The sequence below is a fragment of the Mycobacterium branderi genome, from assembly GCF_010728725.1.
Classification (GTDB): Bacteria; Actinomycetota; Actinomycetes; order Mycobacteriales; family Mycobacteriaceae; genus Mycobacterium; species Mycobacterium branderi.
In genome coordinates this window covers 1,763,325-1,779,347 of the sequence record NZ_AP022606.1, presented here as the reverse complement: position 1 = coordinate 1,779,347, position 16,023 = coordinate 1,763,325, and the positions used below count along the sequence as shown (strand labels likewise).

Genomic DNA, 16,023 nt, shown 5'->3' with positions numbered 1-16,023 from the left:
GTTGTGGGTGAAGAGGTCGAGCGGACCGAATACAACCACGCGCACCGTCAGGAATACCGGCGCAAGGTGCAGCTGTGTCTCGACGTCTTCGAGACCATGCTGTCGCAGTCCAGTTTCGAGTTCGACCGCCCGCTGACCGGGATGGAAATCGAGTGCAACCTCGTGGACGGTAATTACCAGCCGGCGATGGCGAACCAAAACGTGCTGGCCGAGATCGCCGACCCCGCCTACCAGACCGAATTAGGCGCCTACAACATCGAATTCAATGTGCCTCCCCGGGCGTTGCCGGGCCGCACCGGCATCGAGCTGGAAGCCGAGGTCCGGGAAAGCTTGAATGTCGCCGAAACCAAGGCCAATGCCGACGGCGCTCACATCGTGATGATCGGGATCCTGCCGACACTGATGCCCGAGCACCTGGACGGCGGGTGGATGAGCGAGTCGACGCGATATCAAGCTCTCAACGACTCGATTTTCCGGGCTCGCGGCGAGGACATCCAGATCGACATCAGCGGTCCCGAGCCGCTCAGCCTGTATTCGCCGACGATCGCGCCCGAATCCGCTTGTACCAGTATGCAATTGCACCTGCAGGTGTCTCCGGCCGATTTCGCCAGCAACTGGAACGCAGCGCAAGTGCTGGCCGGGCCGCAGGTGGCGCTCGGCGCCAACTCGCCGTACTTCTTCGGTCATCAGCTGTGGGCAGAGACCCGCATCGAGTTGTTCACCCAAGCCACCGACACCCGGCCGGACGAGTTGAAAACGCAGGGGGTGCGGCCACGCGTGTGGTTCGGCGAGCGCTGGATCACCTCGATCTTCGACCTGTTCGAAGAGAACGTCCGCTATTTCCCGTCGTTGCTGCCGCAGGTGTCCGACGAAGACCCGGTGGCGGAATTGGCCGCCGGGCACACGCCGCAACTCTCGGAGCTGCGTTTGCACAACGGCACGGTGTATCGCTGGAACCGGCCGGTGTATGACGTCGTCGACGGCCGGCCCCACCTGCGGGTGGAGAACCGGGTCCTGCCCGCCGGCCCGACCGTCGTCGACATGGTGGCCAATGCGGTGTTCTACTACGGGATGCTGCGCACCCTCTCCGAGGAAGACCGCCCGCTGTGGACCAAGATGAGTTTCGCTGTGGCAGAACACAATTTCCTCGAAGCCGCGCGACATGGCATGGACGCCCACGTGTATTGGCCGGGCCTTGGCGAGGTGAGCGCCGACGAACTCGTGCTGCGCCAGCTGTTGCCGATGGCCGATGAAGGCCTGCGGGCCTGGGGCGTCGCCGCCGAAGTTCGCGACCAGTTCCTCGGCGTCATCGAGGGCCGCGCGAAAACCGGTCGCAACGGCGCGGCCTGGCAGGTATCGACGGTGCAGGCTCTGCAAGAGGGCGGGATGACCAGACCGGCAGCGCTAGCTGAAATGCTGCGGCGCTACTGCGATCACATGCACGCCAACGAGCCGGTGCATACCTGGGACTGAGCAAACTGTTGACGAATTCGACCGGTAGTTCGCCACGCGCGTTATAGTCGCCCCGTGATCAGCGGCGATCCGCTGACCGGGCGCGAGGACGAACTCGCCACTATTCGCCGCGTGCTCGGCGGCGCTGGCAATCACTCCGGTGTGGTGATTGTCGGGACCGCGGGCGTGGGCAAGACCCGGCTCGCGCGTGAGGTGCTGACCCGGGCGCAACGCTCCGGCGAGCGCACCAATTGGATCGTCGGGACCGAATCCGCGCGCCGGCTTCCCCTTGGCGCGTTCACCGCGTCGCTCGGCGACGGGATGTCCGATCCGCTGTCGAGCGTGCGACGACTGGTCGACTCCTTCGTCACCCAACAGCGTCAGGGACGCGTGCTGCTCGGCGTCGACGACGCGCACCTTCTCGACGGGCTGTCCGCCCACGTGGTGCACCAGCTCGCCCAGTCCGACGGTGCCCGCCTGGTCGTCACACTGCGTTCCGGGGGCGGCGAGCCCGACGCCGTCACGGCGCTGTGGAAAGACGGTCGCCTGGTCCGCATGGACCTGCAACCGCTGTCCGCGGCGGCCACCCGCCACATCATCGAGACGACCATCGGAGGGCCGGTGGACGCCCGCAGCGCCCAACGCTTCTGGAAGCTGACCGGAGGCAACGCGCTGTTCCTGCGGCAAATGCTGAGCGATCAGATCGCGGCCGGCCGGATCCGCGAGGTGGCGGGGGTGTGGATCTGGGACGAAGACGTCGCGGTGTCGCCCAGCATCGGAGACATGGTGGGCCGGCAGTTGAGCCGCCTGACCCCGGGCCTGGCGCTGGTGGTCGACACCCTGTCGCAGTGCGAACCGCTCGCCGTCGACGTCCTTACCGACCTGGTGCGCCGCCGCGATCTCGAGGTCGCCGAGCGGATGCACCTGGTCACCGTCGAGCGCACGGGCAAGACGCTGATGGCCCGGCTGGCCCATCCGCTATTCGGTGAACTTCGCCGCGCGACCGCCGGTGAGCTGCATCTTTCGCGCATCCGCGGCCGGCTGGCGCAGCGGCTGGCCAAGGACGCCGACCCCGACATGCATGCCACGGTGCGGCGGGCATTGCTCACGCTCGAATCCGACGCTGCTCCGGATTCCGACCTTTTCCTGGTGTCCGCGCGGCACGCCATGACGCTGCTCGACCTGGACCTGGCCGACCGATTCGCCACCGCCGCAGCCGAAGCCGGGGCGCCCGAGGCCGCCGGTCTGCGCGCGATGAACCTGGTGCTCGCCGGGCGTGGCGCGGAAGCCGAAGACGTGTTGCGGGAGATGGAGGGCCATCGCTGGGTAACCGTGCGGGCCGCCAACCTGATCTGGATGCTCGGCCGGCCTCGCGACGCGGCAACCATCCTCGAGCGGCTTGCCGCCACGTCCGAGTCGGCGGCCGAGGCGGCCGAGCGTGCCGCGGTCGAAGCCTGCCTGGACGCGGTGCTGGCGCGCTGTGAAGTCGCCGTCGAAAAAGCCAGAGCCGCATTGGATTCCGGAGCAGTGTCGGATTTCCATGCCATGATGGCGTCGGTCGCGTTGATCATGGCGACGGGCGCACTGGGCGACGTGGACGACATCACCGAAGTCGCTGATGTGGCTCTGCAGCGCGCTGTGACGTCGTTCCAGGCGTCGCACATGCGGTTCTGGTTCGGGAGCGTCTACGCCCGTGCCTGCCGACTGACCGGCCGCATCGACGACTGCGTGCGATCTGCGCAACGAATCGCCGACTCGGCCAGCGACATTCCGGGGCTCGCCTATGCCAACCTCGCGTTCCTGATGGGCCATGCGGAGTTGGCGCGCGGCGCCGTTACCAGCGCGGTGAAGCTTCTGCACGAAGCGTTGGCTGGCGTCCAAAAGCATGGTGTGACAACGGGTTTGCGGCCGGCATGCTGTTTTGCGCTGGCCGAGGCGCACGCCAAGCTCGGCCAGCCGGCCGAAGCGAGTGACGCGTCGCGGGAAGCGCGAGAGTGCGTCCCTCCTGACTACTTGTTCATGCAGACCGCGCTGTCGGTGGCGACCGGCTGGGCGCTTGCCGCCGGCGGTTCGCTGAGCGACGCTGTGGCGACCGTACGAGCCGCCGCCGTCGAGGCCCGCGAGCGCGTCCAACCGACTCACGAACTCGCCTGCCTGCAGGCCGCAGCTCTGTGGGGCGATGCCTCCGACAGCGAGCGTGCGCGTCAGCTCGCCGACGCTTTGTCCTTGCCATTGGCCGATGCCGTTGCGCGGCATGCCGAATCGCTGCGCGCCGGTGACGGCGAAGGGCTGCTGGCGGCATCGGCCGCCTACCGGGCCATCGGCGACCGCGCCACCGCGGCCGACGTCGCCGCCCAAGCGGCCGTCTGCTTCAACCGCACGCAGCACCGCAAGCGGGCTCTGTACGCCTCGGCACTGGCCAGGGAACTGTCCGACACGTGCGGCGGGCTGTGCACGCCCGCGCTGCGTACCCCGGTGGGGGTTCCGCTGACGGGTCGCGAACGCGAAGTCATCGAATTGGTGGCCACCGGCTTGTCCAATCGGGAGATCGCCGATCGGCTGGTCATGTCGGTGCGCACCGTCGAGGGGCATGTGTACCGGGCGTGTCAGCGGGTGGGGGCCAAGTCACGGGAAGACCTCGCCGCGATACTGCAGCCCGGCCCGACGCGCTGATTCGAGTACTCCGCTACGCAATACACGTCACCCGCCGCAGGCAACGATGTCGTCATGGCGCACATACTCCCGCGATCCGTGGCGACGCCGGCCTCCGCGCGACGGGCTGCCGCATACCTGCCCGGACCGCGCTATCCGCGACGCGAGGGCGGCTATTTCCAAGCGGCCCGAATGTCCCGCGAGATGGATCGACTCTGACGGTAGCGTTGGGTCCATGGCCGACGAAGTCATGGACTGGGACAGCGCATACCGCGGTGAGCCGCAACCGGCGTTGGCCGCGGAGGGTTACACCGTGGTGGGCGTCGACCTCACGCCGACTGGATTGCGGTCGCTACCAAGGCCGCCGAGGAGCGCGGGCTGAGCAACGCCACTTTCGTGCAGGCCGACATCACCTCGCTGCGCGGCTACGACGGCCGCTTCAACACGGTGATCGATTCCACCCTGTTTCACTCGCTGCCGGTCGAGGGCCGCGACGGCTACCTGCGCTCGGTGCAGCAAGCCGCGGCTCCCGGTGCGAGCTACTGTCCAGCACGGAACCCTGTTAGTGACGGACCGACAGCGGCGGTGACCAACGCTAGGCTCTCGTCAGGTGCACGAGCTGTCGGGGCGGGTACGAGCAAGTGAGCAAGATGCAGCTGCCGCTCGCGTCCTCGCCGGAGCCGCCGACCGCGACGTGACCGCATTCCACGACGAGCTCCGCGACTTTCGGCAGGCGACTGCTGCCAGCTTCAACGCCCTCCGCGAAGACTTCGTCGACCTTCGTACGCACGTCGATCAAGGCTTCACCGAGATGCGCGGCAAATTCGATGCCACAGCGGCCGGTCAGCAGCACATAGTTGACCTCATCCAGGCGTTGATTGCCGACCAGGGCCGTAGCGACCCGGTCACGTAGCCGCAGTCGCTTCAGCCAGCACTCCGGCGAAGGTCGCCAGATCGTCAGCAGTGATGTCGACGTGCGGCGAGACCCGCAGCACCGGTGCGGTCAATTCCAGCGGCGCGCGCTCCACTCCCGCGGCGGTGGTGATGATCTGCCTCTCACGAATCAACCAGTCCCGCACTGCTTCCGGTTCAGCGCCGTCGCGTGGGGCCAGCGTAGTGATCGCGCTGGGCTCGTCGACGGCTTCGACCACCCGCCAGCCGGGCACCTCGGCCAGCGCTGTGCGCGTTGCAGCACCGACTTCGGTCAAGCGCTCCCGTACCTGCGCGGGCCCGGCCGCCAGGTGTTCCTCCAGTGCCACCGAAAACCCCACTCGCGCAGCAATATTGGATTCGCCGAGCTCGAGTCGCTGGGCTACCGGCAGCGACGACACCCAATCCGGCGGCGGCAGTCGCGGCCGCAGCCGCTGCATCAACTCCGTTTGCACCGCGAGAGCCCCGACCCCACGCGGGCCGGCCAGCCATTTGCGCGACGACGTGTACGTCACGTCGGCGCCCACCGCACAGTCCACCTGGCCGAGCGCCTGAGCCGCGTCGACCACCAGCGGCAGCCCCAATTCGCCGCACAGCCACGCCATCTCGCGAAGTGGCTGCACGACACCGCGGTGGCTGGCCACCGCGGTGAGGTGGACCAGGTCGGGCGGGTCGGCGGCCAGGCGGGCGGCGGCCTCGTCGACCGAGACCCTGCCGTCGCCGTCGACAGGCAGTGGGCGGCGGGCGAATCCGTGTGCGGCCATCACCGCGAGGTTGGGGCCGTACTCACCGGGCACGCAGGCCAGCGTGCGTGCCCCGCTGGGCCAACTACCCAGCAGCAGATCCAGTGCATCCAGCGAACCGGTGGTGAACACCACCTCGGCATCGGGCATGCCGGCCAGCGCCGCGACGGCGGAACGCCCGGCGTCCAGCGCGGGCGCGGCTGCGGCGGCCGCGACATACCCGCCGACCTCGGCCTCGTGGCGGGCGTGCCGTGCGGCGGCATCGAGCGCGGCGAAACTCTGCCGCGAGCATGCCGCGTTGTCCAGGTGCAGCCCGGCCACGGGTGGCCGGGCTGCCCGCCAGGCGTCCGCCAAGCTCACTTGACCGCGAGCGACAGACCGAAATCGCCGGCACCGTCGGTCCACCACCGGGTCCGGCGCAGCCCCGCCTGCGCCAGCTCGGCGGCCACCGCCTCGGGCCGGAACTTGCACGACACTTCGGTCAGCATCTCTTCCCCGGCGGCGAATTCGACGGTCAGCTCGAGCGCGCCGATGCGCACCCGTTGCGGGCTGTCGGCCCGCAGCCACATTTCCATCCGCTCTTCGTCGGCGTTCCAGCGCGCGACATGCGCGTAGGCCTCGGCGTCGAAATCGGCGTCGAGTTCTCGATTGATCACCGCGAGCACATTGCGGTTGAACCGGGCGGTGACACCTGCAGAGTCGTCGTAGGCGCGCACCAGTCGGCCGGTGTCCTTGACCAGGTCGGTGCCCAGCAGCAGACTGTCGCCGGGCCGTAACACCGCGGCCAGCGACGCCAGAAACTGCGCACGGGGGCCGGTGGTGAGGTTGCCGATTGTCGAGCCTAAAAACACGAAGAGCCGCCGCCCGCCGCCCGGTATCTCGGCCAGATGCTCCTCGAAATCGCCGCAGACGGCGGCGATTTCGATACCGGGATATTCACGCTGGATGGCGGCCGCCGCCGAGGACAGCATGTTCGCGTCGACGTCGAACGGGACGAACCGGCGCAGCGTGCCACCGGCACGCAGCGCATCCAGCAGCATCCGGGTTTTCTCCGACGTGCCGCTGCCCAGTTCCACCAGGGTGTCGGCACCAGTGGCGGACGCGACCTCTGCCGAGTGCGCCCGCAGAATCTCCGCCTCGGCGCGCGTCGGGTAGTACTCCGGCAACCGGGTGATCTGGTCGAAGAGGTCGCTGCCGACCGCATCATAGAACCACTTGGGGGGCAAGGATTTCGGAGAGCTGCGCAGACCGTCGAGCACGTCGCGCCGCAGCGCGTGATATGCGGAGTCCTCGGCCAGATGGTTGGACAGCGACAGCGTCATCGGGGTCCCTTCAGTGCGGTCATAGTGATACCGTCCGGGGTGACCTGGACCAGATGGCGGTCCGGCACGTCCTCCCAGCCGGGATCGTCGTCGTAGGGTTCGCTGGCCAACACCACGCCGTCGTCGCGGCGCAGCAGCCACAGAGCTTCGCCCCAGGTGGTGGCCAGCAGTTGAGAACCGTTGCCCGCCAAGATGTTCAGTCGGGCACGCGGGTCCGCGGCACCGAGCTCCGCGACCACCTCACCCAGCGAATCCACGCCGCGGGCGAAGACCAGTGCCGCTAAGACTGCACTGTCGCAGACTGATTCGGCGTTTGAGGTCGCAGGCAGGACTCGGCGGTCGATGATGCCGTTGTGTGACAGCAGCCAGCGGCCATCGGTGAACGGCGCGGTGGCGCTGACCTCGATCGGCATGCCGACGGTCGCGGAGCGCACCGCCGCCACGATGCAATGGCTGCGCAGCGCGGGCGCAACGGATTCGAACGACACATCGCCCCACAGCGGCATCGCGCTGCGCCACCGCCGCGGCGTGGTGCCGTCGAAAAAGCCCACGCCCCAACCGTCGGCATTGAGCAGCCCGTGCTTTTGCCGGCGCGGCGCGTAGGACTGCGTCCGCAGACCGTGCGGCGGGTCCAGCACCAGCGAGGAGACGGCAATCTCACGTCCGAGCCAACCCAGGTGACGGCACATCAGACGTCCCAGGCCAATCGGACGCCGGAGAAGATCTGGCGCCGGACAGGGTGATCCCAGTTACGGAAGCTCGGCCGCAGGATGGCCGGCTCCACCGCCCACGACCCGCCGCGCAGCACCCGGTAATCCCCGCCGAAGAACGGCTGCGAGTAGCGCTGGTAGATCATCGGCGTGAATCCCGGCCACGGCTGCAGCGGCGAGGTGGTCCATTCCCACACGTCGCCGAGCAACTGCTCGACCCCGTACGCCGACGCCCCCGCCGGGTAGGCGCCCACTGGCGCGGGCCGCAGCGCCGTTCCGCCGAGGTTGGCATACGCGGCCGACAGCTCCTCGGACCCCCAGGGGTAGCGGCGCCGGGCACCCGCCACCGGATCCCAGGCGCAGGCCTTCTCCCACTCGATTTCGGTGGGCAGCCGGGCGCCGGCCCATGCGGCGTAGGCCTCGGCCTCGAAATACGTGACGTGCTGGACCGGTTCGTCCATCGGAATGTCTTCGACGTGCCCGAAGCGGGTGCGGGTCCCGTCCGGGTTCCAGAATTGCGGTGCGGCCAGCCCGGTGCGTTGCCGATGCTCCCAACCCCGCGCCGACCACCACCGCTTATCGGTGTAGCCGCCGTCGTCGATGAACTGTCGCCATTCGCCGTTGGTGACCGGGACCCGGCCGATCCGGAACGCCGGGACGTCCACGATATGGGCCGGGCGTTCGTTGTCCAGCGAATACGGTTCGTTCGCGGCGTCGACGCCCAGCACGAACGGTCCGCCGGGCACCAGCACCGACGTCCCGGCCACGCCGGGCCGGCCCGGCGGCAGCTGGACGCCCGAACTCAGCAGCGGCGGACCGGAGCGCAAGTTCAGCGCCTGCAACATGGTTTCGTCGTGCTGGTTTTCGTGGCTGACGACCATCGCGTAGACGAAATCCGCATCCGGTTCGTCGGGCAGCCCGTCGAGCGCATCCAGTGCGGCCGATCGCACTGTGCGGCAATACTTTCGGGCCTCGGTTGGTGAAAGCAGCGGCAGGTCGGCGCGGCTGGCCCGGGAGTGCACGAAGGCGTCGTAGAGCCCGTCGACCGCGGGCGGCAACAGCCCGGGCCGCTCCGGGTCTCCGCCGCGCAGCAGCCAGAGTTCCTCTTGCTGGCCGAGGTGGGCGAGGTCCCACACCAGCGGGCTCATCAGCGGGTCGTACTGGCGGCACAGCTCGGCGTCGTCGAAGTCGACCAGCCGCAGGGTGCGCTCGCGTGCCCGCGCCAGATCGCGGGCCAGCGTTTCACGTGACGTCACGGGTCTGCCTGCGCGAGCCGGGTAACCGTCGGCGCGATGCCGTCGTCGATCACGCGGTCGGAAAAATCGTCGGCGGGACAGCGGCCCTGCTCGACTGCCTGGACCAGACGGCCCATTTCCCGGTCGAGCTGGCCGGGTGCCCGCGCCGCGGCGGCGGCCACACACCGGTTGGCCGCGGCGTACAGCCGCCGGTCGGCCAGCCCCACCCGGGCCGCGGTGTCCCAGGCGCCGGCCACCGGTTCGACGGCTTCGGCCGCGATGTCGGCGGCATCCGGGTCGTCGAGCAAGGCCACCAAGGTGAACACCACGGCGGGCCACATCGAGTCGGGAATGCTGTCCAGGTAACGGATTTCGAGCCATTGCCGCGGCCGCACCGGCGGGAACAGCGTGGTGAGGTGGTAATCCAGATCGGCGGTGGTGGGGCGGCGCCCGCCGAGCAGCGCCCGCCCGTCGGCCCAGTCGGCGAACGGCACGTACTGCGTCACCGGTACGGCTTCCGGGGCATGCACCAGCATCACCGGCGCTTTCAGCGCGTAGCGCGCCCAGTCGGTGCCGGGATCGTCGCCGCTGGCGGTCAGAATGGGTCCGCAGCGCGCCGAATCCAGCTGACCCCACACCCGCTGCCGGGTGGACAGCCAACCCGAGAATTTCCCGCCCAACAGCGGGGAATTGGCGGCGATCGCGATCATCGTGGGGCCCAGCGCGTGCGCCAGCCGGACGCGCGCACCCCATCCCGCTTGCGGCCCGGCGTCCAGGTTGACCTGAATCGACGCCGTCGACGTCATCATCGCCGCCCCCGCCACCCCGGTGTCGGTGGCAGCGAAGAACTGCTCCATGGCGGCATAGCGTGCGCCGGGGTTGATCCGCTTGGCCGGCCGCAGCGGGTCGGTTCCCAGCTGCACCAAACCCAGGCCCGCGCCGGCGAACGCCTTGCGCAGCACGGCCTGGTCGTTGGTCATCGCCTCGATTGCGGGCGCCACGCCGTCGGTGGGTGGACCGGAAAGTTCCACGGCGCCACCGGGTTCCACCGTGACGGCGCTTCCGCCCGGCATTGGCGGAAGCGACTCGAGGACGTCGCTGATTTCCTCCCAGCCGGGTCTGCGGTACGGCTCGACCGGGTCGTAGCAGTGCGCCTCGACCTCCAGGCCGACCCGGCCAAGCGGCGCATCGGACAGGCAGGTGTCAGTGATGTACTGCGCAGCGTCTGCCGCATTGGTCAGCGCGCCGTCGGCGAGGCGCGTGTGATCCAGCTGCGACGCGACGGCGAACGCCATATTCTTCAATCCCTCCGGGACGACCGCGGCTACCGCCACGATAGCCGTACGTTCCGTCTACCAGAGGGCACCGACATCCTCCCGTCGGCTGGCGACGCTATTGCCCGAGCGCGTTTTCCATGGCTCCGGCCAGCACGTTTACCGCCGGACCGCCGTTGCCGGACTGGCAGACTTTGGCCTGCAACAAAACGTTCTCCCGCAACCGGGTCTGGTTGAAACACCGGCGGTCGGTGCCGCCTTCCTGTTTGGTCCACGCCGCATCGGCGGCGCCAGGTGGGCCGCCGTCGAACGACCACACCTCGGTGCTGCCGTTGTCCAGGTGCATCGCTGTGGTCTGGCCGGAGCAGCCGGCGGTCCGGTCGACGACGCGGTGGAAGGCGCGGCCGGCGGCGTCGCCGGTGGCGAAGACGCCGACGGCCTGCTTGACGAAGTGCGCCTGGTCGGTGGCCGACGTCTGGGTGACGGCGCTGTTGAACGACGCCAGGTCGGGATCGTTGTAGACCTCGGGCAACCCGATGTCGGCCCAGTTGTTGCACACCGGGTCGTCGACCCAAAACCCCTGGTACGGCTCGGTGGACACGGACTCCCATCGCATCGGACCGCCGACGATGTTGCCCACCGAACCCTTGCCCATCACCGCGTAGTTGACCACGCCGGGATCCGAGGGGCGGGCGGCCGCGGTCGGGGCCGCTGCTAGGGCAAGGCCGATGCCCACCGCTGCGGCAGCGGTGCGCCGCATGGGTTAGACCTTGGCCGACACGTCGATGTCGACATTTCCCCAGGTGGCCTTGGAGTACGGGCACACCTGATGCGCCTGGTGCATCAGGTCGTCGGCGGCCTTCTGCTCCAGCCCCGGCAGGTAGCCGATGATCTTGCCGGTCAACCCGAAACCACCCGCGGGATCCTTGCCGAAGCCGATTTGGACGGTGACGTCGGTGGCGTCGTCCAGCTTGACGTTGGACTTGCCGGCGACCAGCCGCAGCGCACCGAGGAAGCAGGCGGCATACCCGGCCGAGAACAGCTGCTCGGGGTTGGTGCCGTCGCCACTGCCGCCCATCTCCTTCGGCGGCCGGGTGTCGAGGTCGATGCGACCATCCGATGACTTCACATGACCGTCGCGGCCGCCGCCGGTTGCCGTGGACTCCGTGGTGAAAACGAGTTCGATGCTCATGGACTCGATCATGCCAACCCGGGGCACGAAACAGAACCTAGGGCTGCGACTTTCGCGGCGGGCCCGCTACGGGCGCGGTGGCGGCGGTGGTGCGGGCGGCGGCGGAGGCGCCGGCGCAGTGGTCGACGGCGACGGGCCGGGGCTCATACCGGGACCCATGCCCGGGCCGCCGGGCATCATCGGCGGGCCGCCGGGGCCACCCGGGCCCATGCCGGGGCCACCGGGTGCGCCCGGAACGACGAACAGCCACTGGCCGGTCCCGGGCGGGGGCGGCCCGCCGGGCCCGAACATGCCGTGGTGGTGGTGATGGCGGTAGTGCTGGTGCCCGGATACCGCAGCGCCGGTGAAGAAGATCGTCGCGACGATGAAGACGATGCCGGCGACGATCACCACCCACGCAGCGGCTTGGTAGAGCCTGCTCGGCGGAGCCGCATAAGGCGGTGGTGGCGGCGGTGGAGGTGGCGGAGGCTTCGGGGGTTCAGGTGTTTCGGTCATGCCTCGATCATGCGCCTGACCGTGGGCACGAGCCAGACGGTCGGGAGCCCGGCGCCCCACGATGGGACGCCGGGCTCGTGGTTATGCCGCTACGGGTGGACGGGAGTGGTGGACGGAGCGATGGACTGCGGCGGCTGCCCGGGTCCGGGGACGCCAGCCCCGGCGCCACCGCCGCCCTGCGGACCCCCGGGCCCGCGGTGGTGGAACATCGCCGGGTGGTGATGCCCGTGGTGGTGGCCGTGATGACCCTGGTGGGCGGCGATCCGGAAGCCGGCGAAGAAGATCGTCGTGACGATGAACAGGATGCCGGCCACGATCACGACCCAGGCCGCGAAGCGGTAGAGCCAGTACGGTTTCTCAGGGGACGCCGGCGGCGCGGTAGCCGCGGCCGGCTTGGTTGGGGTGTCAAATGGTTCACTCATGCCTCAAATGATGCGCGGGCAACGGCTAGCACGGGCTAGGTGCCGGCTATGAAACAGCTATGAGTCGAACCCCGCTCAGTCTGGCTTGAACGGGTTGACCGCAAACTGGATCACCCGATAGGGCGCCCGGGCACGAGGATCCGCGTTGTTCCACTGGCTGATGAAGACCCGTAGCTCGTCCAGCGTCGAACCCGGCGAGATGTAGCCGCCGTACGGCTGGGCCAGCCGGTTGTCGTACGGCGGCGGCAGGCTTTCGGCGGGATCCGGCCACTCGTCGTGTTGGACCACCGTGGTCACCGGCGCGGTGCCCAGCGATGTCGGGTCGTCGGCCACCCGTACTTCCATGTTTCCGTTGGCGGAGTTGAAATACGACAACACCGCCTTGCCGTCGATCTGCTGGAAACTCATCTCGCCAACCTCGTCCTCCCACAACGGAGTTGGCGGCTTGCCCCAACCTCCGCCCGGGCCGGATGCCCAGCCCTGCCAGCGGGACCGGTCACCGAAGTTCTCCGGTGTCACCCGGTACAACGTCACCGGGTGGTTGCGCTGGAAGCTGTCGGCGACAATGTAGACCCAGCCGCTGGGCGAGTCGGCCGACGGGATCGGGTCGTAGTAGCCGCTGATCTGCGACTGGCCACCGTCCTGGTAAGACGCGTCCCGTACCGAGCCCGGCACGGTTTGCCAAAGTGCTTGTGCGGGTTTGGCTTTCACCAGTCTGGACGACTGCGGCATCAGTTCTTTCGTGGTAGTCACCAACAAGTAGTTCTGCCGGTTGATCTGCACGACGCCGGCCGGCAGTTGCGATGCGCCCGGCGGCGTCGGATCGGCGAGAAGCGGCTGCCAGACGCCGGTCACTCCGGTATAGCGCACTCCACCCGGGTCGTCGACGGATGCCGTGTCCACCCGCAGTGCGATCGGCGAATACCAGCCACCGAAGCCGACACCTTCGCCGGCAAAGCTGTCCCCGCAGATTTGCAGCACTTCGCTGGGGAATTCCATGAACTCGCACAAGTCGGTGGCGCCGATGCCGTAATCGCGGGTGGGCGTACCGGTTCCGGCGGCCGGACCGATCCTCATCACCTCGCCCTCCGCCAGCGGATGCAGGACCGGCTCGGGCATCGGCGCCGGCGGATCGGCATGGGCACGCGAAACACTCAGCGGGACAAGCAAACACAGAACCAGAAGCGCGAGGCGGGCGGGCGAGCTCACGCCCGGATCACAATTCGGCGACCAGCAGCTCAGCGATCTGGATCGTGTTCAGCGCCGCGCCTTTACGCAGATTGTCGCCGGCGACGAACAGCGCCAGACCCCGTCCGTCCGGAACCCCCGGATCGTGCCGGATCCGGCCGACCAGCGATTCGTCGACTCCTGCGGCGGCCAGCGGAGTGGGCACGTCGACCAGCTTGACGCCGGGCGCGCCGTCGAGCAGCTCGCGGGCCCGCTCAGGTGAAAGCGGTTGGGCGAACTCGGCATTGATCGACAGGCAGTGGCCGGTGAACACCGGCACCCGCACACACGTGCCGCTGACCAACAGGTCGGGAATGCCCAGGATCTTGCGACTCTCGTTGCGCAGCTTCTGGTCTTCGTCGGTCTCGCCGGAGCCGTCGTCGGCGAGCGACCCGGCCAACGGCACCACGTTGAACGCGATCGGCGCCACGTAGGTCTTGGGCGGCGGGAACGCCAGCGCGCTGCCGTTGTGCACCAGCAGCTCGGCGCCGTCGACCACCGAGCGGACCTGCCCGGCCAGCTCCGCCACCCCGGCCACGCCGCTACCCGAAACGGCTTGGTACGTCGAGGCCACCATGCGCACCAGCCGTGCCTCGTCGTGCAGCACCTTGAGCACCGGCATCGCCGCCATCGTGGTGCAATTCGGGTTGGCGATAATGCCTTTCGGCCGGTTGCGGGCGGCCGCGAAGTTGACTTCGGAGACCACCAGCGGCACGTCGGGATCCTTGCGCCACGCCGACGAGTTGTCGATCACGGTGACCCCGGCGGCGGCGAACCGCGGCGCGTGCACCCGCGACATCGCCCCGCCCGCGGAGAACAACGCGATGTCCAGCCCGGTCGGGTCGGCGGATTCGGCGTCCTCGACCTCGATCTCCTGGCCGCGAAATGCCAGCTTGCGCCCCTGCGACCGAGCGGACGCGAAAAACCGCACGGACGAAGCCGGGAAGTCCCGGTCCTCCAGCAGCGTGCGCATCACCTGGCCCACCTGCCCGGTGGCGCCCACTACACCGATGGCAACCATCTATCTTCCTGTTCCGGCGTAGACGGTGGCTTCCTCGGATCCGCCGAACCCGAACGCCTCATGCAGCGCGAGCACGGCCTTGTCCAGCTCGGTGTCCCTCACCAACACCGAGATCCGGATTTCCGAGGTGGAAATCAGGTCGATGTTGACGCCGACTCCGGCCAGCGCCTCGCAGAAGGTGGCGGTGACGCCGGGGTGGCTGCGCATGCCCGCGCCGATCAGCGACACCTTGCCGATGTGGTCGTCGTAGAGCACCTGCGAAAAGCCGATCTCGTCCTTGAGCGAGTCCAGCTTCTCCACCGCCGACGGCCCGGCGTCGCGCGGGCAGGTGAACGTGATGTCGGTCTTGCCGTTTTCCACCTTGGAGACGTTCTGCAACACCATGTCGATGTTGACGTCGGCGTCGGCGACCGCGCGGAACACCTTGGCCGCGTAGCCCGGGATGTCGGGGATGCCGACGACGGTCACCTTGGCCTCGCTGCGGTCGTGCGCGACGCCGGTCAGGATGGGGTCTTCCATGGGCTTGTCCTTGATCGATCCGGTGACGACGGTGCCGGGCTTGTCGGAATACGACGAGCGGACGTGCACCGGAATGTTGTAGCGGCGGGCGTATTCCACGCAGCGCAGCATCAGCACCTTGGCGCCGCAGGCCGCGAGCTCGAGCATTTCCTCGAAAGTGACGGTCTCCAGCCGGCGAGCATTGGGCACGATGCGCGGGTCGGCGGAAAAGATGCCGTCGACGTCGGTGTAGATCTCGCAGACGTCGGCTTTGAGGGCGGCCGCCAATGCCACGGCGGTGGTGTCCGAGCCGCCGCGGCCCAGCGTCGTGACGTCCTTGGTGTCCTGGCTGACGCCTTGAAACCCGGCGACCAGCACGATCAGCCCTTCGCCGAGTGCGGTCTGCAGCCGGGCCGGGGTGACGTCGATGATCTTGGCCTTGCCGTGCGCGCCGGTGGTGATAACACCGGCCTGCGATCCGGTGAACGAGCGCGCCTTGGCGCCCAGCGATTCGATCGCCATGGCCACCAACGCGTTGGAGATGCGCTCGCCGGCGGTCAGCAGCATGTCCAGTTCACGGGCCGGCGGCACCGGGCACACCTGCTGGGCCAGCTCGAGCAGATCATCGGTGGTGTCACCCATCGCGGAGACGACCACGACGACGTCGTTGCCCTGCTTCTTGGTTTCGACGATGCGCTCCGCGACGCGCCGGATCCGCTCGGCGTCGGCCACCGAAGATCCGCCGTACTTCTGCACGACGAGCGCCACTGTCGTCCTTTCCGGGGTTTTGGTCCAGAACAGAATACGTGGGGCCCCTGAGCACTGTTTTGGGTGACAGCTGCGGGCGCGG

General features: G+C 68.6%; 15 protein-coding genes and 1 pseudogene. 4 read left to right on the top strand and 12 right to left on the bottom strand.

Annotation, left to right across the window (positions count from 1 at the left end; all coding sequences use genetic code 11):
* Positions 1-3: 3 nt before the first annotated feature.
* The 4 genes and pseudogenes from G6N47_RS09165 to G6N47_RS09150 all read left to right on the top strand — a co-directional run bounded on the left by G6N47_RS09165 (position 4) and on the right by G6N47_RS09150 (position 5,017).
* Positions 4-1,473 carry a glutamate--cysteine ligase family protein gene (locus tag G6N47_RS09165; protein ID WP_083134495.1) on the top strand — a complete coding sequence of 490 codons (1,470 nt, stop codon included), beginning with the start codon at positions 4-6 and terminating at the stop codon, positions 1,471-1,473.
* 54 nt (positions 1,474-1,527) lie between these two features.
* Positions 1,528-4,125, top strand: coding sequence for a helix-turn-helix transcriptional regulator (locus G6N47_RS09160; protein ID WP_083134494.1), 2,598 nt, complete (start codon positions 1,528-1,530; stop codon positions 4,123-4,125).
* A 214-nt stretch (positions 4,126-4,339) separates the two neighbouring features.
* A pseudogene (locus G6N47_RS09155) lies at positions 4,340-4,647 on the top strand (class I SAM-dependent methyltransferase); the annotation flags it as partial.
* Between the two features lie 67 nt (positions 4,648-4,714).
* Positions 4,715-5,017, top strand: coding sequence for a hypothetical protein (locus G6N47_RS09150; RefSeq protein ID WP_083134493.1), 303 nt, complete (start codon positions 4,715-4,717; stop codon positions 5,015-5,017).
* On the opposite strand, the gene egtE is transcribed toward G6N47_RS09150, so the two are convergent.
* From egtE to G6N47_RS09090, 12 genes are all read right to left on the bottom strand, one after another.
* On the bottom strand, positions 5,010-6,137 hold the full coding sequence (egtE, locus tag G6N47_RS09145) for an ergothioneine biosynthesis PLP-dependent enzyme EgtE (protein ID WP_139799729.1): 1,128 nt from the start codon (positions 6,135-6,137) through the stop codon (positions 5,010-5,012). The two genes, G6N47_RS09150 and egtE, sit on opposite strands and share 8 nt — an antisense overlap.
* Entirely contained in the window at positions 6,134-7,099 is a 966-nt protein-coding gene (egtD, locus tag G6N47_RS09140) for an L-histidine N(alpha)-methyltransferase (protein ID WP_083134491.1), read from the bottom strand. Before egtD ends, egtE begins: the two co-directional genes overlap by 4 nt.
* Positions 7,096-7,788, bottom strand: a complete 693-nt coding sequence (egtC, locus tag G6N47_RS09135; protein ID WP_083134490.1) for an ergothioneine biosynthesis protein EgtC — start codon at positions 7,786-7,788, stop codon at positions 7,096-7,098. The genes egtD and egtC overlap by 4 nt, the downstream gene beginning before the upstream one ends.
* Positions 7,788-9,065: an ergothioneine biosynthesis protein EgtB gene (gene egtB, locus G6N47_RS09130; RefSeq protein WP_083134489.1), complete on the bottom strand. Its 1,278-nt coding sequence runs from the start codon at positions 9,063-9,065 to the stop codon at positions 7,788-7,790. Before egtB ends, egtC begins: the two co-directional genes overlap by 1 nt.
* The gene (gene egtA / locus G6N47_RS09125; protein WP_083134513.1) at positions 9,062-10,339 is read right to left on the bottom strand and encodes an ergothioneine biosynthesis glutamate--cysteine ligase EgtA; all 1,278 of its coding nucleotides are present in this window, start codon (positions 10,337-10,339) and stop codon (positions 9,062-9,064) included. The genes egtB and egtA overlap by 4 nt, the downstream gene beginning before the upstream one ends.
* A gap of 97 nt (positions 10,340-10,436) precedes the next feature.
* Positions 10,437-11,078, bottom strand: coding sequence for a sensor domain-containing protein (locus G6N47_RS09120; protein ID WP_083134488.1), 642 nt, complete (start codon positions 11,076-11,078; stop codon positions 10,437-10,439).
* 3 nt (positions 11,079-11,081) lie between these two features.
* Positions 11,082-11,510, bottom strand: coding sequence for an organic hydroperoxide resistance protein (locus tag G6N47_RS09115; protein WP_179966374.1), 429 nt, complete (start codon positions 11,508-11,510; stop codon positions 11,082-11,084).
* 66 nt (positions 11,511-11,576) lie between these two features.
* Entirely contained in the window at positions 11,577-12,005 is a 429-nt protein-coding gene (locus tag G6N47_RS09110; RefSeq protein WP_083134486.1) for a hypothetical protein, read from the bottom strand.
* Positions 12,006-12,094: 89 nt separating this feature from the next.
* On the bottom strand, positions 12,095-12,427 hold the full coding sequence (locus tag G6N47_RS09105; RefSeq protein ID WP_083134485.1) for a hypothetical protein: 333 nt from the start codon (positions 12,425-12,427) through the stop codon (positions 12,095-12,097).
* A 75-nt stretch (positions 12,428-12,502) separates the two neighbouring features.
* The gene (locus G6N47_RS09100; RefSeq protein ID WP_139799736.1) at positions 12,503-13,546 is read right to left on the bottom strand and encodes a DUF4185 domain-containing protein; all 1,044 of its coding nucleotides are present in this window, start codon (positions 13,544-13,546) and stop codon (positions 12,503-12,505) included.
* 97 nt (positions 13,547-13,643) lie between these two features.
* A complete protein-coding gene (locus G6N47_RS09095; protein ID WP_083134483.1) occupies positions 13,644-14,675 on the bottom strand; it encodes an aspartate-semialdehyde dehydrogenase in 1,032 nt (343 codons plus the stop codon).
* On the bottom strand, positions 14,676-15,941 hold the full coding sequence (locus G6N47_RS09090) for an aspartate kinase (RefSeq protein ID WP_083134482.1): 1,266 nt from the start codon (positions 15,939-15,941) through the stop codon (positions 14,676-14,678). It abuts the gene before it with no gap.
* Positions 15,942-16,023 lie beyond the last annotated feature (82 nt).

Excerpts from the sequence above, each read along its gene's own strand:
- G6N47_RS09095 (WP_083134483.1), bottom strand. The coding sequence starts at position 14,675 with ATGGTTGCCATCGGTGTAGTGGGCGCCACCGGGCAGGTGGGCCAGGTG.
- egtC (WP_083134490.1), bottom strand. The coding sequence starts at position 7,788 with ATGTGCCGTCACCTGGGTTGGCTCGGACGTGAGATTGCCGTCTCCTCG.
- G6N47_RS09105 (WP_083134485.1), bottom strand. The coding sequence starts at position 12,427 with ATGAGTGAACCATTTGACACCCCAACCAAGCCGGCCGCGGCTACCGCG.
- egtD (WP_083134491.1), bottom strand. The coding sequence starts at position 7,099 with ATGACGCTGTCGCTGTCCAACCATCTGGCCGAGGACTCCGCATATCAC.
- G6N47_RS09120 (WP_083134488.1), bottom strand. The coding sequence starts at position 11,078 with ATGCGGCGCACCGCTGCCGCAGCGGTGGGCATCGGCCTTGCCCTAGCA.
- G6N47_RS09110 (WP_083134486.1), bottom strand. The coding sequence starts at position 12,005 with ATGACCGAAACACCTGAACCCCCGAAGCCTCCGCCACCTCCACCGCCG.
- G6N47_RS09100 (WP_139799736.1), bottom strand. The coding sequence starts at position 13,546 with ATGCCCGAGCCGGTCCTGCATCCGCTGGCGGAGGGCGAGGTGATGAGG.
- G6N47_RS09115 (WP_179966374.1), bottom strand. The coding sequence starts at position 11,510 with ATGAGCATCGAACTCGTTTTCACCACGGAGTCCACGGCAACCGGCGGC.
- egtA (WP_083134513.1), bottom strand. The coding sequence starts at position 10,339 with ATGGCGTTCGCCGTCGCGTCGCAGCTGGATCACACGCGCCTCGCCGAC.